The organism is Streptomyces sp. NBC_00510 (assembly GCA_036013505.1).
In the GTDB taxonomy this organism is placed as follows: domain Bacteria; phylum Actinomycetota; class Actinomycetes; order Streptomycetales; family Streptomycetaceae; genus Actinacidiphila.
In genome coordinates, this window is record CP107851.1 from 4,671,105 (window position 1) to 4,698,090 (window position 26,986).

The 26,986-nt window shown below is 73.4% G+C and carries 24 protein-coding genes; 12 read left to right on the plus strand and 12 right to left on the minus strand.

Features of this window, described 5'->3' with window-relative positions; translation table 11 throughout:
• Positions 1-68 precede the first annotated feature (68 nt).
• The 5 genes from OG937_20885 to OG937_20905 are packed head-to-tail and all read right to left on the minus strand — an operon-like array spanning position 69 to position 5,386.
• Positions 69-866, minus strand: a complete 798-nt coding sequence (locus OG937_20885; protein ID WUD73968.1) for a type III pantothenate kinase — start codon at positions 864-866, stop codon at positions 69-71.
• Positions 866-1,876 carry a carboxylating nicotinate-nucleotide diphosphorylase gene (gene nadC, locus OG937_20890; GenBank protein ID WUD73969.1) on the minus strand — a complete coding sequence of 337 codons (1,011 nt, stop codon included), beginning with the start codon at positions 1,874-1,876 and terminating at the stop codon, positions 866-868. The genes OG937_20885 and nadC overlap by 1 nt, the downstream gene beginning before the upstream one ends.
• Positions 1,873-3,603 carry an L-aspartate oxidase gene (locus OG937_20895; protein WUD73970.1) on the minus strand — a complete coding sequence of 577 codons (1,731 nt, stop codon included), beginning with the start codon at positions 3,601-3,603 and terminating at the stop codon, positions 1,873-1,875. Before OG937_20895 ends, nadC begins: the two co-directional genes overlap by 4 nt.
• Positions 3,600-4,454 (minus strand): pantoate--beta-alanine ligase, encoded by an 855-nt coding sequence (gene panC / locus OG937_20900; protein WUD73971.1) that lies wholly within the window; start codon positions 4,452-4,454, stop codon positions 3,600-3,602. Before panC ends, OG937_20895 begins: the two co-directional genes overlap by 4 nt.
• Entirely contained in the window at positions 4,451-5,386 is a 936-nt protein-coding gene (locus OG937_20905) for a DUF2520 domain-containing protein (GenBank protein WUD73972.1), read from the minus strand. The genes panC and OG937_20905 overlap by 4 nt, the downstream gene beginning before the upstream one ends.
• Positions 5,387-5,488: 102 nt before the next feature.
• On the opposite strand from OG937_20905, the gene OG937_20910 reads away from it, so the two are divergent.
• Entirely contained in the window at positions 5,489-6,622 is a 1,134-nt protein-coding gene (locus OG937_20910; GenBank protein WUD73973.1) for a beta-eliminating lyase-related protein, read from the plus strand.
• 475 nt (positions 6,623-7,097) lie between these two features.
• Here OG937_20910 and OG937_20915 read toward each other — a convergent pair whose 3' ends face one another.
• From OG937_20915 to cdgB, 3 genes are all read right to left on the minus strand, one after another.
• Positions 7,098-7,790, minus strand: a complete 693-nt coding sequence (locus OG937_20915) for a response regulator transcription factor (protein ID WUD73974.1) — start codon at positions 7,788-7,790, stop codon at positions 7,098-7,100.
• 43 nt (positions 7,791-7,833) lie between these two features.
• Entirely contained in the window at positions 7,834-9,027 is a 1,194-nt protein-coding gene (locus OG937_20920) for a sensor histidine kinase (GenBank protein WUD73975.1), read from the minus strand.
• 134 nt (positions 9,028-9,161) lie between these two features.
• Complete coding sequence (gene cdgB, locus OG937_20925) at positions 9,162-10,808, minus strand: diguanylate cyclase CdgB (protein WUD73976.1); 1,647 nt, start codon at positions 10,806-10,808, stop codon at positions 9,162-9,164.
• 436 nt (positions 10,809-11,244) lie between these two features.
• Here cdgB and OG937_20930 point away from each other — a divergent pair, with 436 nt between their 5' ends.
• A complete protein-coding gene (locus tag OG937_20930) occupies positions 11,245-11,718 on the plus strand; it encodes a flavin reductase family protein (GenBank protein WUD78831.1) in 474 nt (157 codons plus the stop codon).
• A 40-nt stretch (positions 11,719-11,758) separates the two neighbouring features.
• Here OG937_20930 and arfB read toward each other — a convergent pair whose 3' ends face one another.
• Entirely contained in the window at positions 11,759-12,202 is a 444-nt protein-coding gene (arfB, locus tag OG937_20935) for an alternative ribosome rescue aminoacyl-tRNA hydrolase ArfB (protein WUD78832.1), read from the minus strand.
• Positions 12,203-12,361: 159 nt separating this feature from the next.
• Here arfB and OG937_20940 point away from each other — a divergent pair, with 159 nt between their 5' ends.
• The 6 genes from OG937_20940 to OG937_20965 all read left to right on the plus strand — a co-directional run bounded on the left by OG937_20940 (position 12,362) and on the right by OG937_20965 (position 16,941).
• Entirely contained in the window at positions 12,362-12,937 is a 576-nt protein-coding gene (locus OG937_20940; GenBank protein WUD73977.1) for a TerD family protein, read from the plus strand.
• 70 nt (positions 12,938-13,007) lie between these two features.
• A complete protein-coding gene (locus tag OG937_20945) occupies positions 13,008-13,556 on the plus strand; it encodes a GNAT family N-acetyltransferase (protein WUD73978.1) in 549 nt (182 codons plus the stop codon).
• Positions 13,553-14,047: a hypothetical protein gene (locus tag OG937_20950; GenBank protein ID WUD73979.1), complete on the plus strand. Its 495-nt coding sequence runs from the start codon at positions 13,553-13,555 to the stop codon at positions 14,045-14,047. Before OG937_20945 ends, OG937_20950 begins: the two co-directional genes overlap by 4 nt.
• 55 nt (positions 14,048-14,102) lie before the next feature.
• On the plus strand, positions 14,103-14,504 hold the full coding sequence (locus OG937_20955) for an SHOCT domain-containing protein (GenBank protein ID WUD73980.1): 402 nt from the start codon (positions 14,103-14,105) through the stop codon (positions 14,502-14,504).
• An 82-nt stretch (positions 14,505-14,586) separates the two neighbouring features.
• Positions 14,587-15,561 carry a zinc-binding dehydrogenase gene (locus tag OG937_20960; GenBank protein ID WUD73981.1) on the plus strand — a complete coding sequence of 325 codons (975 nt, stop codon included), beginning with the start codon at positions 14,587-14,589 and terminating at the stop codon, positions 15,559-15,561.
• Positions 15,562-15,726: 165 nt separating this feature from the next.
• Positions 15,727-16,941: a GDSL-type esterase/lipase family protein gene (locus OG937_20965; GenBank protein ID WUD73982.1), complete on the plus strand. Its 1,215-nt coding sequence runs from the start codon at positions 15,727-15,729 to the stop codon at positions 16,939-16,941.
• On the opposite strand, the gene OG937_20970 is transcribed toward OG937_20965, so the two are convergent.
• Both OG937_20970 and OG937_20975 read right to left on the minus strand, forming a co-directional pair.
• Positions 16,928-18,265 (minus strand): FAD-binding oxidoreductase, encoded by a 1,338-nt coding sequence (locus OG937_20970; protein ID WUD73983.1) that lies wholly within the window; start codon positions 18,263-18,265, stop codon positions 16,928-16,930. The two genes, OG937_20965 and OG937_20970, sit on opposite strands and share 14 nt — an antisense overlap.
• Positions 18,262-19,149, minus strand: coding sequence for an LLM class flavin-dependent oxidoreductase (locus tag OG937_20975; GenBank protein ID WUD73984.1), 888 nt, complete (start codon positions 19,147-19,149; stop codon positions 18,262-18,264). The genes OG937_20970 and OG937_20975 overlap by 4 nt, the downstream gene beginning before the upstream one ends.
• Before the next feature lie 64 nt (positions 19,150-19,213).
• Between OG937_20975 and OG937_20980 the strand changes: the two genes are divergently transcribed.
• The 4 genes from OG937_20980 to OG937_20995 all read left to right on the plus strand — a co-directional run bounded on the left by OG937_20980 (position 19,214) and on the right by OG937_20995 (position 26,145).
• Positions 19,214-19,582, plus strand: coding sequence for a helix-turn-helix transcriptional regulator (locus OG937_20980; protein WUD73985.1), 369 nt, complete (start codon positions 19,214-19,216; stop codon positions 19,580-19,582).
• 82 nt (positions 19,583-19,664) lie between these two features.
• On the plus strand, positions 19,665-20,135 hold the full coding sequence (locus OG937_20985; protein ID WUD73986.1) for a hypothetical protein: 471 nt from the start codon (positions 19,665-19,667) through the stop codon (positions 20,133-20,135).
• 245 nt (positions 20,136-20,380) lie between these two features.
• Entirely contained in the window at positions 20,381-22,426 is a 2,046-nt protein-coding gene (locus OG937_20990) for a right-handed parallel beta-helix repeat-containing protein (GenBank protein ID WUD73987.1), read from the plus strand.
• Positions 22,427-22,692: 266 nt separating this feature from the next.
• Entirely contained in the window at positions 22,693-26,145 is a 3,453-nt protein-coding gene (locus OG937_20995) for a phosphodiester glycosidase family protein (protein WUD73988.1), read from the plus strand.
• 100 nt (positions 26,146-26,245) lie between these two features.
• Here the strand turns inward: OG937_20995 and OG937_21000 are convergent, their stop codons facing one another.
• Positions 26,246-26,983 (minus strand): MerR family DNA-binding transcriptional regulator, encoded by a 738-nt coding sequence (locus OG937_21000; GenBank protein ID WUD73989.1) that lies wholly within the window; start codon positions 26,981-26,983, stop codon positions 26,246-26,248.
• Positions 26,984-26,986: the final 3 nt, after the last annotated feature.

The window sequence follows — 26,986 nt, forward strand, 5'->3', positions numbered from 1 at the left end:
GAACAAAATACGCGTAACCAGATATGGCCGGGCGTGCCGCGTGCCTCCCCCGTGCGCCTGCCGGGCCGTCAGGTCGTCGACACGTTCCGCTCGTAGACCAGCCGGAGGCCTATCAGGGTCAGCCAGGGCTCGTGGACATCGATGACCGCCGACTCGCCCAGCACCAGCGGCGCCAGCCCGCCGGTGGCGATGACCGTGACGTCGTCCGGGTCGTCGGCGAGCTCCCGCGCCATCCGCTCGGCCACGCCGTCCACCTGGCCGGCGAAGCCGTACAGGATGCCGGACTGCATGGCCTCGATGGTGTTCTTGCCGATGACGCTGCGCGGGCGGGTCAGCTCCACCTTGCGCAACTGGGCGCCGCGGGCGCCCAGGGCGTCCACGGAGATCTCGATGCCGGGGGCGATGGCGCCGCCGGCGTACTCGCCGCGCGTCGTGACCGCGTCGAAGGTGGTGGCCGTGCCGAAGTCCACCACGATGCACGGCCCGCCGTAGAGGTGGACGGCGGCGAGGGAGTTGATGATCCGGTCGGAGCCGACTTCCTTGGGGTTGTCGGTGAGCACCGGGACGCCGGTCTTGACGCCGGGCTCGACGAGGACCGCCGGCACGTCGCCGTAGTAACGGCGCGTCACCTCCCGCAGCTCGTGCAGCACCGAGGGGACGGTGGAGCAGATGGCGATCCCGTGGATGTTGTCGCCCAGCTCCTCGCCGAGCAGCGGGTGCATGCCCATCAGGCCCTGCATGAGGACGGCCATCTCGTCCGCCGTGCGGCGCGCGTCGGTGGAGACCCGCCAGTGCTCGACGATCTCGTCCCCGTCGAACAGCCCCAGGACGGTGTGGGTGTTGCCGACGTCGATGGTGAGAAGCATCAGTCCCGCTCCGACCCCTCGGACCGCAGGTCCAGCCCGATGTCGAGGATCGGCGAGGAGTGCGTCAGGGCGCCCACGGCGAGGTAGTCGACGCCGGTCGCGGCGTAGGCGCGGGCGTTGTCCAGGGAGAGCCGGCCGGAGGACTCCAGCAGGGCGCGGCCCGCGACGATGGCGACCGCCTCCTCCGTCTCGGAGGGGGTGAAGTTGTCCAGCAGGATCAGGTCCGCGCCCGCCTCCAGGACCTCGCGGACCTGGTGCAGGGTGTCGACCTCGACCTCGATCGCCAGCTCGGGGAACTCCTCGCGGACGGCCTTGAAGGCGGCCGCCACGCCGCCCGCGGCGACCACGTGGTTGTCCTTGACCAGGGCCGCGTCCGACAGCGACATGCGGTGGTTGACGCCGCCGCCGCAGCGGACCGCGTACTTCTCCAGCGCGCGCAGGCCCGGGGTCGTCTTCCGGGTGTCGCGGACCTGCGCCTTGGTGCCCTCCAGCGCGTCGGCCCAGCGGCGCGTGGTGGTGGCGATCCCGGACAGCCGGCACATCAGGTTGAGCGCGCTGCGCTCGGCGGTCAGCAAGTCCCTCGTACGGGTGCGCACGGAGAGCAGCACTTGACCCGCCTCGACCCGGTCGCCGTCCTCGACGTGCCGCTCGACCTCGAACTCGTCGGTGCACACGATGGACAGGACCGCCTCGGCGACCCGCAGCCCGGCGACCACGCCGGCCTCGCGCGCGGTGAAGTCACCGGTGGCCAGGGCGTCCTCGGGGATGGTGGCCACGGTGGTGACGTCCACCCCGCCGTCCAGGTCCTCCTCGATGGCCATGTGCGCGACGTCCTCGACCAGCACCGGGTCCAGCCCGGCGTCGACGAGCAGCCGCGCGAGGTCGGGGTCGAGACCGCACTCGCTCGGGTCGTGCGCGTAGTCGTCGCCGGAACCGCAGCCGCAGCCGTCGCCGCAGCCACCGCCGCCGGCGCCGCCGATCTGCAGGAGGGGGAGGTCGGGCGTGCTCATCGCAGGTGCTCCGTTCCAGGACGGGTAGCGGGAAGGTCCGCTGTGGGGGTGGTGCGGATGGTGAGACTAGTGGGTGCCGCGGGCAGCCCCGCACCACCGGCGGGGAGCCGGACGACGATGTGCCGGCGCCAGTTCTCGTCGTCGCGCCCGGGCCGGTCCTCGCGCCAGTGGCAGCCGCGGGTCTCCTCACGGCGGCGGGCCGCCTCGACCAGGACCCGGGCGACCAGGCAGAGGTTGGTCGCCTCCCAGGTCTCCACGCAGGGCTCGGCCGTCTTGCCGTCGCGCTCCAGCAGTTCCTCGGCGTCGGCGTACATCCGGCTCAGCGCCGCCGCCGCGCCCTCCAGGCTGTCCGCGCTGCGCAGCACTCCCGCGCCGCGCGTCATGATCCGCTGGATCGCGAAGCGGGCCTCGGAGGGCAGCAGCGGGGAACGGCCCGGTTCCGGGACCACCGGGGCGCCGGGGGCCGCGGGGTGCTCGGCGATGTCGGCGGCGATGCGCTCGGCGAAGACCAGCCCCTCCAGGAGGGAGTTGGACGCCAGCCGGTTGGCGCCGTGCACGCCCGTGCAGGCGACCTCGCCGCACGCGTACAGGCCGGGCACCGTGGTGCGGCCGTGCAGGTCGGTGCGGACGCCGCCGGAGGCGTAGTGCGCCGCGGGCGCCACCGGGATCGGCGTGGTGACCGGGTCGATGCCGTTGGCGCGGCAGGCGGCCAGGATCGTCGGGAAGCGCTGCTCCCACATCCGCGCGCCGAAGTGCCGGCCGTCGAGGTACATGTGCTGGGCGCCGGTCTCCTGCATGCGGCGCATGATGCCCTTGGCGACGATGTCGCGCGGCGCCAGCTCGGCCAGCTCGTGCTGCCCCTGCATGAAGCGCACCCCGTCGGCGTCCACGAGGTACGCGCCCTCCCCGCGCACGGCCTCGGAGACCAGCGGCTGCTGGCCCTCCGCGTCCGCGCCGAGGAAGAGCACCGTCGGGTGGAACTGCACGAACTCCAGGTCCGAGACCTCCGCGCCGGCGCGCAGCGCGAGCGCCACCCCGTCGCCCGTGGACACCGCCGGGTTGGTCGTGGCCGAGAAGACCTGCCCCATGCCGCCGGTGGCCAGCACCACGGCGCGGGCCCGCACGGCGCCGACGCCGTCACGCTGCCCCTCGCCCATGACGTGCAGGGTGACGCCCGCGGTACGGCCCTCGGCGTCGGTCAGCAGGTCGAGCACGAGCGCGTTCTCGATGAACTCGATCCTGGCCTCGCGCACGGCCTCGATCAGCGCCCGGGAGATCTCCAGGCCCGTCGCGTCGCCGCCCGCGTGGGCGATCCGGCGGCGGTGGTGGCCGCCCTCCCGGGTCAGCAGGATCTCGCCGGTGGCCTCACTGGTGTCGAAGTGCGCGCCCGTCGCGATCAGCCGGCGGACGGCGTCGGGGCCCTCGGTGACCAGGGTGCGCACCGCCTCCTCGTCACAGAGGCCGGCGCCCGCCACAAGGGTGTCGTCCAGGTGCTGCTCCGGGGTGTCGCCCTCGCCGAGGGCGGCGGCGATGCCGCCCTGCGCCCACCGCGTGGAGCCGTCGTCGAGCCGCGCCTTGGTGACGACGGTGACCTTGGCGCCCTGCGCGGCGCAGCGCAGCGCCACCGTCAGCCCGGCGACGCCGGAGCCGACCACCACCACGTCCGCCTCGTGCGCCCAGCCGGGCGCGGGGGAGTGCAGCCGTATGCCTGTACCTGTGCCGCTCATCGGCGGGCTCCGAACTCCAGGGGGATGTTGTCGATCAGCCGGGTCGTGCCGACCCTGGCGGCGACCGCGAGCACCGCCGGCCCGGTGTGGCCGGGGGCGGCCTCGGTGAAGTCTCGCGGGTCGATCAGGGCGAGGTAGTCCACGGCGAGGCCGTCGCCCTTCTCCAACACCGTCCGCGCCGCGGCCCGTACAGCCTCCGGCCCGTCGTCCAGCGCGTCGCGCCCGGCGAACAGGGCGCGGGAGAGGGTGAGGGCGGTCCCGCGGTCGCCGTCGGAGAGGTACCGGTTGCGGCTGGACAGGGCCAGGCCGTCCGGCTCGCGGACCGTGGGCACGCCGACGATCTCGGCCGGGAAGTTCAGGTCCGTCACCATGCGGCGGATGAGGGCCAGTTGCTGGGCGTCCTTCTGGCCGTAGAAGGCGACGTCCGGCCGGGTCAGGTGGAGCAGCTTGGCGACGACGGTCAGCATGCCGTCGAAGTGGCCGGGGCGCACGGCGCCCTCGTAGCCCTCGCCCATCGGCCCGGCGCTGATCCGCACCTGCGGCTGCCCGCCGGGGTAGACCTCGTCGGCGGCGGGCGCGAAGACGAGGTCGGCGCCGGCCCGCCCGGCGGTCTCGACGTCGGCGTCGAGGGTGCGCGGGTAGCGGTCGAAGTCCTCGTCCGGCCCGAACTGCAGCGGGTTGACGAAGACGGTGACGACGACGGTGCCGTCCCCCACCCGCTCGCGGGCGGTCCGCACGAGGGTCGCGTGCCCCTCGTGCAGCGCGCCCATGGTCATGACGACCCCGACCTCGCCGGGCCGGCCCTCGACGGCCGCCCGCAGCTCACGCGCGGTGTGCACCAGCCTGGTCATCGCTTTCCCCCCTCGGCGCCGTCCGCCAGGACGCCCAGCAGCGCCTCCGCGAACTCCGGCTTCAGCATCCCGCCCGCCAGGGCGCGGTCCGCCGTGGCGCGGGCCATCGCGACGTACGGGGCCACCATCTCCGGCGCGTGTCGGCGCAGCTCCGCCAGGTGCGCCGCGACCGTGCCCGCGTCGCCGCGGGCGACCGGGCCGGTGAGGGCCGCGTCACCGGAGCGCAGGGCGTTGTCCAGGGCCGCGCCGAGCAGCGGGCCCAGCATGCGGCCGGGTTCGGCGACGCCGGAGGCGCGCAGCAGCTCCATGGACTGGGCGACCAGGGTGACCAGGTGGTTCGCGCCGATCGCCAGGCCCGCGTGGTAGAGCGGGCGCGCCGACTCCTCGATCCACTCGGGCTCACCGCCCATCTCGATCACCAGGGCCTCGGCCGCCATCCGCAGCTCCGCCGGTGCCGTGACGCCGAACGAGCAGCCGGCCAGCCGCTGCACGTCGACGGAGGTGCCGGTGAAGGTCATCGCGGGGTGCAGGGCCAGCGGCAGCGCGCCCGCGCGCAGGGCCGGCTGCAGCACGCCGGTGCCGTACCGGCCCGAGGTGTGCACCAGCAACTGGCCCGGCCGTACGGCTCCGGTCTCGGCGAGGCCGGTCACGAGCTCCGGCAGCGCGTCGTCCGGCACCGTCAGCAGGACGAGCTCGGAGCGGGCCAGCACCTCGGCCGGCTCCACGAGCGGCACGTCGGGCAGCAGGGCGGCGGCACGGCGGCGTGAGGCGTCGGACACACCCGACGCCGCGACCGGGTGGTGCCCGGCGAGCTTCAGCGCGGCCGCGAGCGCGGTACCGACCCGCCCCGCGCCGACGACGCCGACCGTGAGCCGCGCGGGGCGGGCCTCCACGTCGGGGGGCAGGGGCCCCGGGGTGTGCGATGCGTTCACGCTGCGCTGGCCTTCCGTTCCAGTCCTCACGGGGGTACCGGACGTTCTCGTCAATGCTACGCGAATGTTTCCCCGCGCCCTCCGGGGCGGCAGGATCGGTCCATGACCTCTGCCGATGACGAGAAGGCGCGGCGCATCGCCGCCGTACGCGCCTGCGACCGCGTGCTGTCCCACGGGAAACCCGCCACGATGCGGGAACGGCTGGCGAGACTGGCCGGACGGGACGGCCTGGACGGCCCCGTGGACATGTACGGCGACGGGATCGTCGCCGAACTGGAGCACCGGGTGGCCGGGTTGCTCGGCACGGAGGAGGCCGTCTGGTTCCCCACCGGGACGATGGCCCAGCAGGTCGCCCTGCGCTGCTGGGCGGGACGCACCGGCAACCCGGTCGTCGCGCTGCACCCGCTGGCCCACCCCGAGGTGCACGAGCGCGGCGCGCTGTCCGCGCTGAGCGGGCTGCGGACCGTCCACCCCACCACGGCCCGCCGCATACCGGACGCGGACGAGGTGCGCGGCATGGACGAGCCCTTCGGCACGCTCATGCTGGAGCTGCCGCTCCGGGACGCCGGCTTCGTCCTCCCCACCTGGGACGAACTCACCGCCACCGTGGCCGCGGCACGCGAGCGCGACGCCGTCGTCCACTTCGACGGCGCCCGCCTGTGGGAGTGCCCGCCGCACTTCGGGCAGCCCCTGGACGAGATCGCGGGGCTCGCCGACAGCGTGTACGTCTCCTTCTACAAGTCCCTCGGCGGCGTCTCCGGCGCCGCCTTGGCCTGCCCCGCCGACCTCGCCGCCGAGGCGCGCACCTGGCGGCACCGCTACGGCGGGCTGGTCTTCCAGCAGTGGCCGGCGGTGCTGGCGGCGCTCGACGGGCTCGACCGCGAGCTGCCGCGCCTGCCGGAGTACGTGGCCCACGCGAAGGTCGTCGCGGCGGCCCTGCGGGACGCACTCGCGGCGGGGGCGGGCTGGGTCCGGGTCCACCCGGACGTACCGCACACGCACCAGTTCCAGGTGTGGCTCGCACAGTCCCCGGACCTCCTCAACGAGGCCGCGGTGCGGCAGGCCGAGGAGACCAAGACGGCGCTCTTCGGCCGCTGGGCGGAGGCGGAAGTGCCGGGAGTCGCCATGACGGAGGTCACGGTGGGGGCGTCCGCCCTCGAGTGGGACGCCGCCGCCGTGGGGGACGCCGTCGCGGACTTCCTCCATCTCGTGGACGTCGCCCGCGGTACCGCCTGACCCACGCGCGAGCGGCTGCGCCGGGCCGCCCGGTGGTTGTGTGCGGCTCGGTATTTGTGTGCGGGTTGTTTGCGCCTGCGGCGGGCGGTTCCCCGCCGCCCGCCCGATTGCCCGGCGCGGTCAGTGCGGGCCTGCGCATCGTGTGCCTGGGTCGGGGCCGCGCCGGCGCACGTCCTCAGCGCTCGCGGTTTACCCCTGCAGTATTCGGCGCCGGGTCCCCCGCTCGTCGCTTCCGGGCGCACCCCGCAGGCGACGAGCGGTGCGCGCGATGCCGGATGACGTAGGGCAGCGCCGCGAGCGCCGAGGTGGGGGTCCCCCCGGCCGAAGGCTGGGGGCGTACCCCGGCGCGGCACCGACCCAACAACGACCGCGCGAGGCGGTCACCGACCGCGCCGGGCAATCGGGAGGGCGGGCGGGGGATACCCGCCGCAGGCGCAAACAACCCGCACACAATCACCGGGCCCCCGCTGTGCGGCTACGCGCCGCCACCGCTGCCGGCGCGGACAAGCCCCGTCTCGTACGCGAGGACGACCGCCTGCACCCGGTCCCGCAGATCCAGCTTCGTGAGGATGCGCCCGACGTGCGTCTTCACCGTCGCCTCGCTGAGCACCAGCTTCGCCGCGATCTCCCCGTTCGACAGCCCCTGGGCGACCAGCAAAAGCACCTCCCGCTCGCGGTCCGTCAGCCGGTCCACCTGCTTGTGCGTCGGCTGGCTCGTGCTCGGCAGCAGCGGGGTGAAGCGGTCCAGCAGGCGCCGCGTGGTGCTGGGGGCGACGACCGCGTCGCCGCTGTGGACGGCGCGGATCGCCGTGAGCAGCTCGTCCGGGGGGACGTCCTTGAGCATGAAGCCGCTCGCGCCGGCCTTGAGCGCGGAGAAGGCGTACTCGTCGAGGTCGAAGGTGGTCAGGATGAGCACGCGGGGCCCGCCGTCGTCGGGGGTGCGGTCGGGGGCGCCGCAGATCTGGCGGGTGGCCTCGACGCCGTCCAGGCGGGGCATGCGGACGTCCATGAGGACCACGTCCACCGGGGTGGTGCGCAGGGTCGCGACGGCTTCCGCGCCGTCCCCGGCCTCGGCGACGACCTCCATGTCGGGCTGGGCCTGCAGCACCATGCGGAAGCCGGTGCGCAGCAGCACCTGGTCGTCGACGAGCATCACGCGGATCGCCATGGGTCCGGTCCTCTTTCCCTCTTCTGTCGTCATTCCGTTCCCGCTAGCGGGAAGCCTTCACCGGGAGCACCGCGCTGATCCGGAAGCCTCCACCGGGGCGCGGGCCGGCGTCCAGGGTGCCGCTGACCATGCCGACGCGTTCGCGCATGCCGATGAGGCCCTGGCCCTGGCCGTCCTCGCCGCCGCCTTCGTAGAGCTCCTGCTGGGCGCCGCGGCCGTCGTCCTCGATGAGGAGGCTGAGGTCGCCGTCGCCGAAGGTGAGCCGGACCTTGGCGCGCGCCTCGGGCCCGCCGTGCTTGCGGGTGTTGGTGAGCGCCTCCTGCACGATGCGGTACGCGGTGAGCTCGACGCCGCTGGCGAGCGGCCGGGACTCCCCCTCGACCTCGAAGGCGACCGGCAGGCCGGCGCCCCGGACCTGCTCTATGAGGTCGGTCAGCTGGTCGACGCCGGGCTGCGGCACGTACTCGCCGCCCCCGTCGTCGCCGGCGCGCAGCACCCCGAGCAGGCGGCGCATCTCGGTGAGCGCCTGGCGGCCGGTGGTGGAGATGGTCTCCAGGGCCTGCTTGGCCTGCTCCGGGGAGGCGTCCAGCACATAGGCCGCGCCGTCGGCCTGGACGACCATGACGGAGACGTTGTGGGCGACGACGTCGTGCAGTTCGCGCGCGATCCGGGCGCGTTCGGCGGCGACCGCGGCCTTGGACTGGGCCTCGCGTTCGCGCTGCAGGCGGGCGGCGCGTTCCTCCAGCTCGGCGTAGTAGGCGCGGCGGGTGCGGAGGCTGTCGCCGATCACCCAGGCGAGCAGGAAGGGGACGGCGAGGAAGACGGCGGAGACGGCGTCGGCCCATTGGCCTTCGGTCTCGTTGGGCCAGCGCAGCGTGGAGATGGTGGAGGCGACCAGGCCGCCGGCGAGGGCGAGCCGGGACGCCCAGCGGGCGCCGTTGGCCGCGACGGTGTAGATGATCACCAGCATGGCGAAGTCGCCGGGGTTGACCTGGACGTCCAGCAGCAGCTGGAGCGCCCCGACGAGGACGGCGAGCAGCAGCATCTTCTCCGGCATGCGGCGGCGCAGCGCGACCACGGCGGACAGCGCGAGGGCCAGCGGCACGGCGGCGACCCGGGAGTGCGCGTGCAGGTCGTCGGCGACGATCCACAGGGAGGAGATCCCGAGCAGGACGAGGGCCCAGAAGCCGTCGACCCAGGTCGGGTGCCTGCGGAGGAAATCGTAGAGACGCTGCACGTAACCCAGCGTAGGCATCCCGGATGCGTGCGGGAGTCAACCGGAGGAGCGATCCGGGGTACTCCCCAGGGTGGACGCGCGCCCTCCGCCGAGGATGAGGCCACCGGGCCGCCGGGGGTGCGTCCTCCGTGCGGTCAGCCCGCGGCGCGGCGGTGGCTGCGGGTGCCGTTGCGGGAGCGCTTCTCGATGTACATGCGCTGGTCCGCGGATTGCAGCACCTCGTCCGCGGTCATGCCGCAGCCGGCCCAGCCGATGCCGAAGCTCGCCCCGACCCGGACCGCGCGTCCCTCGAAGCGGATCGGCGGGATGATCGCGTTGCGCAGGCGGACGGCGAGGTCCTCGGCGTCCTCCCGGCCGAGGCCGTCGGCGAGGACGACGAACTCGTCGCCGCCCAGCCGGGCCACGGTGTCGCCGTCCCGCACCGCGCTGGTGAGCCGGCGGGCGACCTCGATGAGCACGGCGTCGCCGGTGTGGTGGCCGAAGCGGTCGTTGATCGACTTGAAGCCGTCCAGGTCGCAGAAGAGCACGGCCAGGCCCTTGCCGCCGTCCGCGTCGTCGGAGGGCGCGACGGTGTGGGTGTGGTGGTCGAAGCCGGACAGCCGGGCGGCGCTTTCGATCGGGTCGTAGTCGTAGGTGTAGGCGAACTCGTCGGTGCCCGCGTGGGCGGCGGTGTGGCCGTCGGCGTCCGGGGCCTGCGGACGGGCGCAGATCTTGCCGGACAGCCGGGCGCGCAGTTCGGCGCTGTTGGGCAGGCCGGTGAGCGAGTCGTGGCTGGCGCGGTGGGCGAGGGCGATCTCGCGGCCCTTGCGCTCCTCGATGTCCTCGACGTGGGTGAGCAGGAAGCGCGGCCCGTCTGCGGTGTCGGCGACGACGGAGTTGCGCAGGTTGACCCACACGTAACTGCCGTCGCGGCGCTGCAGCCGCAGTTCGGCGCGGCCGCCCTCGGCGCTGGTGCGCAGCAGGACGCCGACGTCCTCGGGGTGGACGAGGTCGGAGAAGGAGTGGCGGCGCAGCACCGCGGCCGGGCGGCCGAGCAGCCGGCACAGCGCGTCGTTGGTGCGGACCAGCTTGCCGTGCTGGTCTCCGCCCATCTCGGCGATGGCCATGCCGCTGGGGGCGTACTCGAAGGCCTGCCGGAAGCTCTCCTCGCTGGCCCGCAGCGCCTGCTGCTCGCGCTCCAGACGGACCAGGGCGCGTTGCATATTTGCACGTAGACGCGCGTTGCTGATGGCGATGGCGGACTGGAAGGCGTACATCTGCAACGCCTCGCGGCCCCAGGGGCCGGGCCGGCGGCCGCCCACGGGACGGTCGACGGAGATGACGCCGATCAGCTCGCCCCCGCCGGCCGGGTTGGCGTGCATGGGAGCGAGGAGGCGGTCCTCGGGGTGCCACTCGTCGGGGAAGCGGGGCGGCGGGCCGTCGCCGGGCCAGCTGGGGACGTCGTCGCCGTCCAGGACCCAGCCCTCGTGGTGGGGTATGAAGCGCAGGGTGCCCCAGCGCTCCCCCATGGTGAGCCGGCGCTCCCAGGAGGCGCGCGAGCCGACCCGGCCGGCCATCAGGGCCTCCGCGGCGGCACTCCCGGCGACGGCGGCGACGACCAGGTCACCGTCCGGGCGGACGAGGTTGACCACGGCCAGTTCGAAGCCGAGGCCCTTGACGACGCCGTCGGCCACGGCCTGCAGGGTGTCGGCGAGGCTGCGCGCGCAGTTGAGGTCGGCCACGACCTGGTGCACCTGGCGCAGGGTCGCGAGGCGGACATACGGCTCCGACTCGGTGTCCATGCGCTCTCCCCGGGCCCTCGACGACAACTCCTGAGACTGCTTGTGGTCCGTTGTGGTCCAATTCCCACCGCAACTGAATCACAGCGAGCAGTTCGACCGGTACACAGGGTCAACAATTCATGCCCCTTGTGACTCAAGTCACATCCGATTGTCGTGTTCCGATCACGCAGCGTAGAGCAGGCCGGTGTTCCGCCTTCACCCATTGAACACAATCGAGCAGGTGAGCGGGGGTCGTACGACCGGAAGCGGGCGTGGCCGGGAGGTCCTAGGACCTGGCTCGATCCGAAGTCCGATGCGGGTGGTGCGGCAGTCCGGCTAGCGTCGGGGCGTGTCACAGTCAATCACCTCCGCGCCCCGCATCCCGCATCCTGGGACCGTGCCCGACGGTTCCGAGCCACCCCTGACGGGCGTGGACAGCGATGCCTTCCGCGCCGCCATGAGCCGCCTCGCCGCGGGGGTGGTCCTGGTGACCGCCCACGACCCCGAGGACGGCCCGCGGGGCGAGGACGTCGGCATGACCGCGACCGCCTTCGTCTCGGTCTCCCTGGAGCCGCCCATGGTGCTCGTGAGCCTGCGCGAGGGGTCCCGCATGGACGAACTGCTGGAGCGCCGGCGGCGCTGGGCGGTGTCCGTGCTGAGCGAGAGCCAGCGGCACATCGCCGGGCGCTTCGCCATGCGCGGCCGCATCAGCGACCGGCTGCTCTTCGAGGACGTCGCCTACTACCGCGGCGAGGTCTCGGGGGCTCCGATACTCGGCGGCGGCCTGGCCGTGCTGGAGTGCGAGACAGAGCAGCGCGTCCCGGCGGGTGACCACACCCTGGTGATCGCCCGCGTGCTGACCGCGCGCACCCCCAGCGCCGACGGCGCGCCCCTGATGTACTTCCGGGGCCGCTACCGGCACCTCGGCTGAGGAGTCCGGCAGGGCCGCGCGCGGAGGACGCCGCCAGGGCTCAGGACCAGCCCCGCGGGTCCCGGCCGCGCTTGGTGTCGCCGCGGCGCTTCTTCTCCCGCAGCCGCCGCTCATTGATGCCGCGCGGGATCTTCGTGGGCCTGCGCACCTTCGGCGGCGGCGCCGTCGCCTCGGCGAGCAGCGCCGCCAGGCGCGTCATCGCCGCCTCCCGGTTGCGCCACTGCGAGCGGTGCTCGGAGGCCCGTACGACCAGGACGCCGCCCACCAGACGGGAGGCGAGCCGCTCCAGGGCACGCTTCTTCCACACCGGGGGCAGCGACTCGGAATTGACGAGATCGAATCGCAGCTCGACCTGGCTGTCGGAGGTGTTCACGTGCTGGCCGCCCGGTCCGGACGACCGGGAGAAACGCCACATCAGCTCGGCCTCCGGAAGGGAGACCGAGCCACGGACGACGAGAGGGGGCGGCCCGGACATGTCCCCCATGATCCCGCCGACGGCCGCCGGAGTCACAGGATTTTCCGGGACATGGCCCGGGAGGCGTTTTTCGCCGTAAAGGAACCATGCCGGCCTCTCACGACGTTCCCCCCTGTGAAGGTAGCGTCGTCGTCGGCACGAATGACCGACATCACGGAGGGGACTCCCATGGCTGTAAGCCTGTCGAAGGGCGGCAACGTCTCGCTCACCAAGGAAGCACCGGGCCTGGCGGCCATCACGGTGGGTCTTGGCTGGGACGTGCGCACCACCACCGGCACCGACTTCGACCTCGACGCGAGCGCCATCGCGCTCAACCCGAGCGGCAAGGTCTACGCGGACGCCTACTTCGTCTTCTTCAACAACAAGCAGACGCCGGACCAGAGCATCGTCCACACCGGCGACAACCGCACCGGCGAGGGCGCGGGCGACGACGAGGCGATCAACGTCAACCTGGCGGGGCTGCCCGCCGACATCGAGCGCATCGTCTTCCCCGTCTCGATCTACGACGCCGAGACCCGCAGCCAGAACTTCGGCCAGGTCCGCAACGCCTACATCCGCATCGTCAACCAGGCCGGCGGCGCCGAGATCGCCCGCTACGACCTCAGCGAGGACGCCGCCACCGAGACCGCCATGGTCTTCGGCGAGCTCTACCGCAACGGTGCCGAGTGGAAGTTCCGCGCGGTCGGCCAGGGCTACGCCTCCGGCCTCGCCGGCATCGCCACCGACTTCGGCGTCGGCCTCTGACACCCGTCGGGTCCCACGAGCCTCACTTAATGCGGCGCCCCGTGCCCCGCACGCGACTAGCGTGCGGGGCATGCTGGTGCTCGAACCCCTCGTACCGGTGGACGGCTCCCTCCCGCCCGGCGTCCTCGCCGGGCTGACGGAGCTGTACGCCTCCAACCCCGCCTTCCACCGCGCCACCGGTGACTTCCCCGACCCCGCGTCCGTCACGGCGGACCAGGTCGCGAGCAGCGTCAACGCCGAACTGGCCCACCCCGCCACCGAAGTGCTGCTCGCCCGCGACGGCGCCGACGGGAGCCTGGCAGGCCTCGCCGTCACCCTTGCCGAGCACCCGGATCCCCTCGACCCCTACCCCTGGATCGGCCTGCTGATGGTGCACGGCGGCCGGCACCGCTCGGGGCTGGGACGCGAACTCGCCGGGCTGGTCGAGGAACGGCTGCGCGCGCGGGGACGGGACGGCGTGCGCCTGGCGGTGCTCGACAGCAACCCCGGCGCGCTGGCGTTCTGGCGGACGCTCGGCTACCGGGTGATCGACCACCGCGAGGACCGGCAGATGGGCCGTCCCTGCTCCGTGCTCCACAAGGACCTGCCGCCGGGGCCGCCGCGTACCATCGGCGGGTGATCGACCTCGGCTACTCGCTCTCCCGCCGCTTCCCCGACCCCCCGCAGACCGACTACCGCACCGCCGACGTACGGGCGCTGCGCCACGACCTGTTCTGCGGGGACGTCTACCTGGCGGACGTGACGGCCGACCGCGAACTGTCCACAGCCTGGGGATGGGTGCCGGTCCTCGACTTCGCGTGGGCGCTGTGCGACATCGTCGAGCAGCTGGACCGCGACCCGCTCGGCAGCCGTGCGGCCCGCCCCCAGTACGCCGAGCTGGACTTCACCGAGTCCACCGACCGGCTCCGCTTCCAGCGCCGCTTCGGTTTCGTCGACGTCGGCGCCGACTGGGCGCCGGACGACCGGCCGCTCTCCTTCCCCCACGCCGAGCTGCGCCGCGAGGCCCGCGACTTCCTGCACGACCTGGTCGCCGACCTGACGGACATGCACGACGGCCTGGACGCCAACCCCGCGATCTGGGACCTGACGGCGCGGTTCCCCCGCCTGTAGCCCGAACGGCGCAATCCCAGGTGCGGGACCCGTTCGGCCGCCGTCCACTTGGGGCATGGACGACTACCCGCTGCTGAACCTCTTCTGGACGATGCTCCTGATCTTCTGCTGGGTGCTGTGGTTCTTCCTGCTCTTCAGGATCATCGGTGACCTCTTCCGCGACCACACGGTCGGCGGCTGGGCCAAGGCCGGCTGGATCATCCTGCTGATCTTCCTGCCCTTCATCGGCGTGCTGATCTACGTCATCGCCCGGGGCAAGGGCATGGCCGAGCGGGACCAGAAGCAGGCGAAGGAAATGGACGCGGCCTTCAAGCAGTACGTGCGGCAGGCCGCCGCGGGCGAGGGCGGAACGGCGGGCGGCAACGTCGACCAGCTGTCCAAGCTCGCCGAACTCAAGAGCCAGGGCCACATCACCGACGAGGAGTACACCAAGGCGAAGGCGAAGCTCCTCGCTTGACCTCAACCGCGGTTGAGGTCGGACAGTGGGCGGTGCGGATCATCCGACCGCCCACTGTCGTCGTGTCCAGGGGGAAAGCACCGTGCACGCCATCCGTCTCCACGCGTTCGGCCCGGCCGGGAACCTGAGCTACGAGAGGACCGCGGACCCGGAGCCCGGCCCCGGCGAGGTGCGCATCGCCGTCGCCGCCGCCGGCGTCCACGTGATCGACACCGCCATCCGCTCCGGCGACCCCAAGGGCCCCTACCCGCTGCCCGAGCTGCCCACGGTCCCGGGCCGCGAGGTGGCCGGCACCGTGGAGGCCGCCGGGGAGGGCGTCGGCCCCGAGTGGCTCGGCCGGCGCGTCGTGGCCCATCTGGGCGTGGCGCCGGGCGGCTACGCCGAACTCGCCGTCACCGCCGTCGAGAAGCTCCACGTGCTGCCGGACGGCAAGGACGCCGCCGAGGCCGTCGCCATGATCGGCACCGGCCGCACGGCCCTGGGCATCCTGCGCCGGACACCGCTCGGTCCCGCCGACACGGTCGTGGTCACCGCGGCGGCGGGCGGACTGGGCAGCCTGCTGGTACAGGCCGCGCGCACCGCGGGCGCCGTCGTCCTCGGGCTCGCGGGCGGGCCGGCCAAGACCGCGCGCGTCCTGGAGCTGGGCGCGGACGCCGCCGTCGACTACTCCGCCGAGGACTGGACGGACGCGGCCCGGGCGGCCCTCGGCGGACGGCCCGGTACGGTCGTGCTCGACGCGGTCGGCGGCGACCTCGGCCGCGGGGCGGTGGACCTGCTGGGCCCCGGCGGGCGGCACGTGGTCTACGGCTGGGCGTCCGGCGGCCCGCTGGAGTTCACACCCGGCGAACTGGCCGCGCGCGGCATCACCTCCCAGGTCGTCCTCGGTCCGGCGATGCTGCGGTCCGGCCTGCGGACGCTGGAGGAGGAGGCCCTCGCCGCGTGGGCGGCCGGGCGGCTCACCCCCGCCGTGCAGCGCTTCCCGCTCGCCGAGGCCGCCGCGGCGCACACGGCCCTGGAAGGCCGCGGCACGATGGGCAAGGTCGTCCTGGTTCCGTAGGGGCCGCCGGCGACGGGGATCCCCTCACGCCCCTGGCCGTCCCGCGCCCGCGGGCGTCTCCGGCGGCGCGCGGACACCGGCGCCCATCGGCGCGGGCACGGCACCGGACGCCGGATCCGATGGCGCGGCCGTGTGCCGACGGCCGGTCCCGGGCAGGGAGAAAACGTGACAACAGCGACGCACGCCCTGCACGCGGTCCCGCTGACCGGGGGCCCGGTGGAGATCCGCGGCGCGCTCGACCTGGAACGGACGAGGGCCGGGCTGCTGCCGCGGCGTCTCCCGGCGTGGACGCGGGCGCAGTATCCGGACGTCCTGATGGACGAGATGACCGCCCTGCCCTCCGGCGTACGGCTGGCGTTCCGGACCGCCGCCCGGGTGGTCGAGCTGGAACTGCTGACCTCGGTCTGGCAGCTGGCGGGGACCTCGGAGCCGCTCCCCGCCGGGGTCGTCGACCTGGTCGTCGACGGCAGGCGCGCCGGCAGCGCCCCCGCGCCGCCAGGGGACGTCCTCCACAAGCCGGACCTGTTCGCCGAGCCCTCCCGGCGCGAGCCGGGGGCGCCGGGACGGGTCCGGTTCCACGACCTGCCCCGGGGCGAGAAGGACGTCGAGCTGTGGCTGCCGCAGCAGACCCGCACCGAGCTGGTCGGGCTGTGGGCGGACGCCGAGGTGCTGCCGCCGCGCCCGACCGGCCGGCGGCGCTGGATCCACCACGGCAGCTCCATCAGCCACTGCGCCGCGGCCGAGTCCCCGACCGCCACCTGGCCGGCGCTCGCCGCGGCCCTGGCCGGGGCCGAGCTGCTCAACCTGGGGCTCGGCGGCAACGCGATGCTCGACCCGTACGTCGCCCGGACCATCCGGGACCTGCCGGCCGACCTGATCAGCCTCAAGCTGGGCATCAACATCGTGAACCGGGACGCCTTCCGGCTGCGCTCCTTCGGCCCGGCCGTGCACGGCTTCCTCGACACCGTCCGCGACGGGCACCCGGACACCCCGCTGCTGGTCGTGTCGCCCATCAGCTGCCCGGTCGTGGAGACCACCCCCGGCCCGACCGCGCCCGACCTGTCGGCCCCCGTCCCGCGGGTGGTGGCCATGGGCTCTGCCGCGGACGTCCCCGGCGGCGCGCTCACGCTCACCGTCATCCGGGCCGAGCTGGCCCGGATCGTGGCCGCCCGGGCCGCCTCCGGCGACCGCAACCTGCACTACCTGGACGGCCGCCGGCTCTTCGGGCCCGGCGACGTCGCCGACCTGCCCGACGACCTGCACCCCAACGCCGCGGGCTACCGGCGGATGGGCCGGCGCTTCGCGGCGCTGGCCTTCGGACCGGGCGGCCCGTTCGCGGAGCGCCGCCGGTCCGGCCCGGGCCCGGTCAGCCGGGGGTGAGCGGGCGCAGGACGCCGTCCGGGTCGTGGCGCCGCCACAGCGCGCGCACCCGCGCACCGGTGGCGCCCGGGTAGGCACGGTCGAACACGCCGGGGCCGGTGCCGCTCTCGAAGTTCACGTAACTGCCGTCGCCGAGCTCACGGACCGGTGTCCACAGGCGGTGCAGGTCGTCCGGCCCGTGCGGCGGGAAGAGGTTGCCCTGCGCCAGGACCTGCTGGGTGCGGTGGGCGTAGGCGGTGGCGTCGGCCGGGACGTCGTTGATCGCGCCCCCGAGCGAGCGCAGCTGGACGAAGGCCGGCCGGCGCCGGTCGCCCGCGGTCGCCATGACGGCGCGTGCGGCGTCCCGGGTCATCGCGGGCAGCAGCGAGTTGGTGCTCACCACGGGCTGCTGACCGGTGTTGGCGTGCTGGTGGGCGGTGGAGACCAGCGCGGTGTACGGGGCCATCTGTGCCGTCGCCTGGAGCGGGCGGTGCCGCCCGGCCAGCAGGGGGCCGAGTGCCTCGCGGACGCGGTCGGGGTCGTCGTCGGCCACGGCGACGGTGACGGAGAGCGCCAGGGCCGGACCGTTGGACAGGAGGTGGGCGGCGGAGGTGAGCGTGCGCGGCGCGGCGGCCATCGCGGCCGCCCACTGCGTGAGGGCGCCGCCCGCGCGGTCGGCCTCGAAGACCAGTTGGGCCACGCCGATGTCCCCCAGGTCCATCGCCTCGATCTCGAAGGCGGTCACGATCCCCACGCCCGCGCCCGCCCCCCGCACCGCCCAGAACAGGTCCGGGTGGTGCGTGGCGTCGGCCCGCAGCGCGGTCCCGTCGGCCAGGACGAGCTCGACGGCGCGGACCCGGTCGACGGTCAGCCCGTACGTACGGGCGAGCCAGCCGATGCCGCCCGCGGTGGCCAGGCCACCGGCCGCCACGTTGCCGTGGTCGCCCGAGCTGACGGCCAGCCCGTACACCGCGAGCGTGGACGCCACCCGGCCCCAGCGGGCGCCCGCCCCCACCCGCACCAGACGGGCCGCCCGGCCCAGGACCCGGACCTCGTCGAGCCCGGAGAGGTCGATGACGACCCCGCCATCGTTGGACGACCGGCCGGACAGCCCGTGGCCGCCGGAGCGCACGGCGACGGGCAGTCCCTGCGCACGGGCCGCGGCGAGGGCGGCGGCGATGTCGCCGGGCCCGCGGACGAGGACCACGGCGGCGGGGCGGGCGACGGTGGTGTAGGTGGAGCGCAGCAGCGGGTAGCGGGGGTCGCCGGGGAGCACGGTCCGCTCCGCCAGGGCGGCGGGCACCGCGAAGGCGGCGGCCGGGGCGGTGCCGGGGCCGGGCGTCATCGGGCCACCCGCTCGCGGACGGCCGGCACGACCTCGCCGGCGAAGACCTCCAGTTGCTGCCGGTGCGCGGTGACGGGCCAGAAGACGAAGGTGTCGAAGCGCAGCACGGTCGCCCACTCGGCGAGGGTGTCGGCCCACCGGCCGACGTCGCCGTTGAGGCCGGGGGCGCCGGAGCCGCCGATGACACCGATCACGTTGTAGATGCGGCGGACGCGCGCGGGATCGCGCCCGGCGGCGCGGGCCGCCTCGTCGACGACGCGCTGACGCTCCGGCACCTCCTGCGGCGGCACGTAGATGTTCAGCGGCGAGATCCAGCCGTCCGCCGCCCGGCCCGCGACCGCCAGCATCCGCGGCCGCTGCCCGCCGAGCCACAGCTCGACCCGGCGCGGCGGCACCGGGCCGGCCTGGTAGCCGGGCACCGTGAGCACGTCGCCACGGTGCCGCACGGGCCCGCCGTCCAGCGCGGTCCGCATGATCCGCAGCGACTCCTCCGTGTACGCCACGACCTCGCGGGGCGGCATCGGCGCCGCCCCCATCGAGCCGATCGCCTCCGGTATGCCGCCGCCGCCCACGCCGAGCTGGAAGCGGCCGCCGGACGCCGCCGACAGGCTCGCGGCGGTCTTGGCCAGCATGACCGGGGGCCGCAGCCGCAGGTCGGCGACGTCGGTGAAGACGGAGATGCGCGAGGTGCGGGCCGCGACCAGGGCGGACAGCGTGAGCGCGTCGAGGTGGCCGGGCTGGTACGGGTGGTCCTGCAGGGCGAGCAGGTCCAGCCCCGCGGCGTCCGCGGCGGCGGCCAGCTCCAGCGTCTCCGGCAGACGGCCGGCGTCCGGGTCGAGGCTCAGCCCGAAGCGGAGCCGCTGTGCACGGTCGGTGGTGTCCATGGCTTCAGCGTCGGGGGGCCGGGACCTTCGGCAAAGGCGAAGGTTAGCCGCTAATCTTGGGTAAGTGACTTCCCGCGAGACCACCGAGCCCGACATCGACGCCGAGGCCTGCACCGCCTTCCAGGCCGTCCTCGAACAGGTCGGCCGCCGCTGGACCGGCGCCGTCCTGCTGGCCGCCGCCCGCGGCGCCCGGCGCTTCACCGACTACCGCCGCATGGTGCCGGGCATCTCCGACCGGCTGCTCTCACAACGCCTCAAGGAGATGGAGCACCTCGGCCTCATCGGCCGCGAGGTCATCCCGAGCACCCCCGTGCAGATCCTCTACCACCCCTCCGCCCGGGGCACCGAACTCCTCGCCGCCCTCGAACCCCTCATCGCCTACGGGCTGCGCCACGCGCCCGGACCGCCCCCCGCGGCCGCCCCGGCCGGCTGACACTCCCGCCGGGATGGACAGCGGCGTCGCGCTCGGCCAAGCTGCGTCGGCGATCATGTGCCGACAAGGGGTGGGGAGTTCGATGGAGCACGTCCGTTTCCGGCTGACCTGGTACCAGAGGGTGATGCCGCTGGTGCCCGCCGCCGTCCTCGTCATGGCCCTGGCGATCGCCGAACCGCTGCTCTTCCCCGACTCGTCCAGCGCCGGGTTCGCGTTCCCGGCGGGTGTGTGGCTCGCGCTGCCGGCGGGTCTGCTCGGTTCCGCGCGGTTCGGTGTCACGCTCACCCCGTCGGCCGCGGTGGTGCACAACCTGCGGCGCAGGACGGTCCGCTGGGCGGACGTCCAGGGCATCTGGGTCGAGTCGAACATGGGCGTGCGACGGGTGGTGATCTGCGAGGCGGACGGCCGCCTCACCCGCCTCCGGGCGCCCATCACCGGCTTCATGAGCCAGGACGCCGCCTTCGAGGAGAAGTTCCGGACCATCGGCGAGTGGTGGCTGCACCACCGCGGACCGGAGTGGGTCCCGCTGCCCCGGCCCTGGCCGGGCCGGTAAGCCGCCCCCGCCAACCTCTGGCCCGCTCGGCCCGGGGCGCGCTTCACGTTGTCCGCTTCCGCAACGAGTGACGCAAGCAGAGCAAAAAACAAACAGACAAACGCACTTGACCATCATCAGGCCGAAAACATCACGCATGAGCCTTGTGGAGCGGCCTGACGGGTCCTTACTGTCGCCTCACCTCACGACGTCCGCTCCGCCTCGAACGTCCCGGGCGGTCGCGCCTTACGAGAGAAGAGCTGGGGATGACACGGAGCAGCAGGAGTGCCTGGCGAAGAGCCGTGGCGGTGGTCGCGGTGGCGGCCGGCCTCGGCGTCGGCATCGGCCCGGTCGGCGCCACGGCGCAGGCCGGTACCGCGACGGCGAAGGGCGCGGCCCGGCCGGTCGTGACGCGGGCGGCACTGGACCCGGCGCTGGTCAAGGGCCGTGGCGCGGACCTCGGGTTCGTGGAGCAGGAGGCCGAGAACGCCGTCACGGACGGCGAGGTCATCGGCCCCGACCGGAGCGCCTACACGCTCCCCGCGGAGGCGTCCGGGCGCAAGGCGGTGACCCTGCGGCGCGGCCAGTACGTGGAGTTCACGCTGCCGAGCGCCGCCAACGCGATCACCGTGCGGTACAGCGTCCCGGACGCGCCCGGCGGGGGCGGCATCACCGCGCCGCTCGACGTGACGGTCAACGGCCGCGCCCGCACGACGATGACCCTGACCTCGCAGTACGCCTGGCTCTACAACCAGTACCCGTTCTCCAACGACCCGCAGGCCGGGCTGCTCCACGACGACTGGTGGATCACCGAGTGCGGCTGCGTGCCCAACGCGACCACCCCGGCGCCGGTGATCTCCAAGCCCTTCCGGCCGAACCACTTCTACGACGAGCAGCGCCTCCTGCTGGGCCGGACGTACAAGGCGGGCGACAGGATCCGGCTCACCGTCCCGGCGCGCTCCGGGGCCGTCCCGACGACCGTCGACCTCCTCGACTCCCACGTGGTCGCCCCGCCCCGCGTCTCGCTCCTCGCGGCGAACGTCCTCGCCTTCGGCGCCGACCCGACAGGCCGCCGGGACTCCGCCAAGGCACTGGACAAGGCGATCGCCTTCGCCCGCCACGCGCACCTGAAGGTCTACATCCCGCCGGGCACCTACCAGGTCAACCGGCACATCGTCGTGGACGACGTGACGATCGAGGGCGCCGGCAGCTGGTACACGATCATCAAGGGCAGGGAGGTCGCGCTCGACTCCCCGGCGCCGGACGGCTCCGTGCACACCGGCGTCGGCTTCTACGGCAAGGACGCGGCGGACGGCGGCAGCCGCGACGTCCACCTGTCCGGCTTCGCGATCGAGGGCGACGTCCGCGAACGCATCGACACCGACCAGGTGAACGGTGTCGGCGGGGCGATGAGCGACTCCACCATCGAGGGCCTCTACATCCACCACACCAAGGTGGGCATGTGGTTCGACGGCCCGATGTCGAACCTGCGGATCACCGGCAACGTCATCACCGACCAGATCGCCGACGGCCTCAACTTCCACACCGGCGTGACGGATTCGGTCGTCCGCAACAACTTCGTCCGCAACTCCGGCGACGACGGGCTGGCGATGTGGTCGGAGAAGACGGGCAACGCCCGCAACACCTTCGACCACAACACCGTGCAGACGCCCGTGCTCGCCAACGGCATCGCGATCTACGGCGGCACCGACACCACGGTCTCCGGCAACCTGATCGCCGACCCCATCCGCGAGGGCAGCGCCCTCCAGGTGGGCTCCCGCTTCGGCGCCCAGCCGTTCACCGGGCACCTGTGGATCACCGACAACACCACGGTGCGGGCGGGCACGTACGAGCTGAACTGGAACATCGGCCTCGGCGCGATCTGGTTCTACGCCCTGGAGCGGAACATCGACGCCGACATCCGCGTGACCGGCGACCACTTCCTCGACAGCACCTACAACGCGATCATGCTGGTCGCCGACTGGCCGGTGAAGGACACCTACTCGATCACGAACGTGCACTTCAAGGACATCCGGGTGGACGGCACCGGCACCTCGGTCGTCAGCGCCAGGGTCGCCGGCTCGGCGTCCTTCGAGAACGTCGACGCCCGCAACGTCGGCGCGGTCGGCGTCAACAACTGCGGCTCCTTCAACTTCCCCGCCACCGGCTCCGAGTTCTCCCTGACCGACCTCGGCGGCAACGACGGCGGCGGCACCACGGGCCCCTGGCTGGGCGCGTGGGAGCTGCCCAACACCATCACCTGCGACGACCGTCCCCCGGTCGTCGCGCCCTCGGGCCCCGCCCCCTGGTGACGGGCGCCCGTACCTGACCCGAGGGACCCACGGAACGCCCCGGCCGATGCTCGGCCGGGGCGTTCCGCACGTCCGCGCGGGTACGGCAGCGGAACGGTGCGCCCGGCGGACCCCCCTTCAGCGGCGACGACTTGACCGAATCCATAACCCCGCACCCCCTGCGGGTCACCCGCCGATCCGCAACCGGAAACCTGGGCGTCGCCGAACGGGTGTCGGGTGGACCGGGGCCGGCGACCAGCCGGCACGTCACCCATAAGGAACACTCCATGACACTTCGCGGGAAGAGGACCACGGGGACCGGCGCACGCCGCACCGCCGTGGTCACCGCGCTGGCACTGGCGCTGACCGGCGCCGTGGGCGGGGCCGTGGCCACCGCCTCGGCACCGGCGGGCGAGGAGGCCCTCCAGGGCCACACGCCCGACCGTGACTGGTTGCCGGAGACTCCGCAGAACTGGCCGCTCGTGGTGGACTACACCCGAACCCCCGCAGAGACGGTCACGCGCGGTCTGCAGCACTACAGCGAGACCTACGACACCGTCGGCGGCCGCCAGCACATCCAGGTGCTCTCCGCCGACCTCGACGACCCGAACCTCCGGGTCGGCATGGTCCAGGCCGGTGACACCATCACCAACCCGGCCGACGAGACGCCGTCGTCGATGGCGCACCGCACCCGCGCGGTGGCGGGCGTCAACGGCGACTACTTCGAGATCCACGCCAGCGGCCGTCCGCTCGGCGGCATCATGACCGACGGGCGCCTGCTGAAGAGCCCCAAGCCGGGCTTCGCCTCCCAGCTGGGCGTCAAGCCGGACGGAACCATCGTGATGGGCCCGGAGACCTTCTCCGGGACGATCACCGCCGGCTCCGCGACCCGTGCGCTCACCTCGGTGAACACCGTGAACGACGTGACGTCCGGCGGCATCACCGAGGTCACCCCCGACCTCGGCGAGACCCCCGGCCTGCCCAAGGCCTCCGTCCTGGTGCTCGGCCACGTCACCGACGGCGGCTTCGTCGTCGACGACGTGCGGACCGGCGTCACCGCGGTGCCGCGCCTCGCCGACGGCCGACTCGGTCTGCTCGGCGCCGGCGACGGCGGGCAGTGGCTGACCGACACCCTGCACGGCGGCGACACGGTGGGCATCGCCACCCGGCTCTCGCCCGACAACGATGTCACCCAGCTGATCAGCGGCGTCGACACGCTGGTGAAGGACGGCCAGGTCTACAAGGACCCGACCGGCACCCCGCCGAGCGGCGCCAACCCGGAGACCGCGGTCGGCGTCACCAAGGACGGCAAGCACGCCATCGTCATCGCCGTCGACGGCCAGGGCGGCGCCACCACCGCCTTCGGCGTGACCCGTGACCAGGCCGCCGGCTACATGGTCGCCCACGGCGCCCACGACGCCATGCTCTTCGACGGCGGCGGCTCCACCGGCATGGTCAGCCGCGCCCCCGGCGCCGACCGGGCCGAGATCGTCAACAAGCCCTCCGACCAGCCCGGCAACACGGAACGTCCGGTCGCCAACGGCATCTTCTTCTACTCCACCGCCGAGGAGGCCGGCCCGGCCGTCAAGGTCGTGGTGAACGGCGGCGAGCAGGTCACCACCGTCGCCGGCGGCACCATCCCGCTCCCGGTGCACTCCGTCGACCGGCTCGCGAACCCGGCGGCCGGCCAGGTCCACGTCCGCGTCGTGCCCGCGTCGCTGGCCTCGTACGAGGACGGCAAGCTCACCCCGCACCGCACGGGCTCGGGCCGGATCATCGCCTCGAACGGCCGCGCCTCCACCTCGGAGAAGCTCGAGGTCGTCAGCAGGCTCACGACCCTCACGGTCTCGCCCGACAAGGCCGACCTGGACAACGGCGCCACCCAGCGGCTCACCCTGGCCGGCACCGTCAAGGACGGCGGCGCGGTGCAGATCCCCGCCGAGGCGGCCACCTGGAAGGTCACCCCGGAGAACCTGGGCACCGTCGACGCGCACGGCCTGTTCACCGCGAGCACCGACGACGGCGGTCTGGCCGAGGTCAGCGCACAGGTCGCGGGCACCACCGCGACCACGTCGGTCGCCGTGGGCCGGGTCAGCAAGGTCATCGACCCGGTCACCAGCCTGGACGTGTGGCGGCTCAGCAACAACACCACCGGCAAGCCCGCCACCCTGACCACGGACCCCGGGGTCGTCCCGCCGGGCTCCACCGAGTCGGGATCCCTGCGGCTCGACTACTCGATGCCGGCCGCCTCCGGTGTCAAGCAGTTGGTGCTCTCGCCGAAGGTCACCCTGAAGACCGACACCGACAACGGCCAGGTCCCCACCGCCATCGGCGTGTGGATCAAGGGTGACGGCAACGGCATCGAGCTCGCCGAGAAGTACATCGGCGTCAACGGCTCGTCGACCACGCTGTACCCGACGTTCGTGACGTGGAAGGACTGGCACCTGGCGGTCGCACAGCTGCCGGCGGGCATGCAGTTCCCGCTGACCATCAGTTTCATCGACTTCCTGGCGATCAGCCCCAGCACCGCCTACAGCGGTTCGCTCAACGTCGCGGGCCTGCAGGCCCTGTACTCGCCGCGTCCGGTCACGGTGCCCGAGTACCGCGCGATCCCGCAGAACCCGAAGTGGCTGTCCTTCGAGGAGGACTCCGCCGACTTCGCCAAGCGCGGCACCACGATCCTCACCGGTGACGACGCGCACATGCTCGCGAGCGACCCGGGTTCGGTCAGCAGCAACGTGATGGACTCCATCGCCAAGCGGCTGCCCACCCTGACCCCGCAGGCACGTCCGGACTCCGCCCAGTTCCTCGGCGACATGCCCGACGACGGCAAGCTGGTGGACCTGCAGTACGCGAAGTCCAAGATGGACGCCCTCGGCATCCCCGAGCGCGACATCGTCGGCAACCACGAGATCACGCAGGGCGCCGACTCCGAGAACGGCAACTTCAGCGACACCTTCGGTGAGACCCACTACGCGTACGGCCAGGGCGCGGCGCGGATGATCGTCACCGACAATTCGCACGGCAGCCTGCAGTCCTCGGACCCGTTCCAGAACCCCGAGGGCGTGCAGTACCCGTGGCTCGTCCAGCAGCTGACGGACACCACCGCCAAGGACGTGCTGGTCATCACCCACATGCCCGCGTACGACCCGCATCCGGCCGCGAACAGCCAGTTCACGGACCGCTGGGAGGCGCGGATGTACCTGCGGCTGGTGCAGCGCTACCAGGAAACGCACCCCAAGCAGCACGTGATCATGATGTACGGTCACGCGCGCGGTTTCGCGGAGCAGATCCTCGACCCCGAGGGCCGGAGCGTGACCACGGACGAGGGCGGCATCCCGCAGTTCACCTTCGCGGACCTCGGCATGCCCGCCTACGCCCCGGCCGACCAGGGTGGCATCTACCACTTCGGTCTCGTCCGGATCGGTGACGACGGCAACCTGCAGTACACCGTCGAGCCCGCGCTGGCCTCGATCGAGGTCACGGGCCCCAAGGACCCGATCGCCCGCGGCGACCGCCTCACCCTGACCGCGACCGGCGACCAGATCGCCGGTGACAACATCGCACCGCTCGCGATCCCGATCGCGGACCCCGCGTCCCACGTCTGGACGTCGGGCAACCCCAAGGTCGCCTCGGTGGACCCGTCCACCGGCGCCCTGACCGCCCACCGCTCCGGCACCGCGACCATCACGGTGACCAGCGGCGGCGTCACGGGCACGACCCAGGTCACCGTCCGCTGACCCGTAGGGGTGCCCGCCCCGCGCGGGCGGGCACCCCTCCGCGGTCCTACAGCCACTGCCCCCATTCGAACGTGCAGGGACCCCGGGCCCTTCGAGCGGCTCACGGCGCCGCGCCCAGCCCCGCCCGGATCAGCGAGTCCAGCCGCCGCCAGGCCGGGGAGGCGGCGTTGACCGTGCTCTGGATGAGGGCGGGGATGTCCGAGGCCACGTCCACCTCGGGGGGCGCGCCCGATCCGTAGCGGCTCCGGGTCGCCTCGACGATCCGCTGCGCCAGGTCGTCGATGCGGGGGTCGCCGGGATCGAGGCCGTACGCGTGGTCGTACCGCAGGAAGAGCCGGCGCAGCGCGGGCTCGGACAGCATCTCGCCCTGGTCCTGGAAGAGGGCCCCCGCCTGGTCCGGGTGGGTGGCGAAGACGAGGATCCACAGGTCCCGCTGGAGGTCCACCCACCGGGGGGTGAATCCCCAGCGCCGCAGGTCCTCCAGATGCGCCCGGACCCGGGCGGGCAGCAGCGTCGGCTCCCCGGAGGCGAGCTCGCGCAGGCGCGCCCGCGTGGCCTGCAGTCCGCGGATCCGCTCGGCCAGTCGGCCGTCGATGTCGTGGAGCGCCCGGCGGAACTCCTCTTCGCCGGCCGCCCTCAGTTCCTGGATGCGGGCCAGGGGGACACCCGCTTCGGCGAGCGTCCGGATCTTGATGAGGGCGACGACGTCGTCCGCGCCGTAGCGCCGGTAGCCGGAGGCGTCGCGGCCGGGCTCGGGAAGCAGCCCCTTGGCGTGGTAGACGCGGATGGTCTTGATCGACACTCCGACGTACGCCGCGAGCTGACCGATGGTGATCACCCG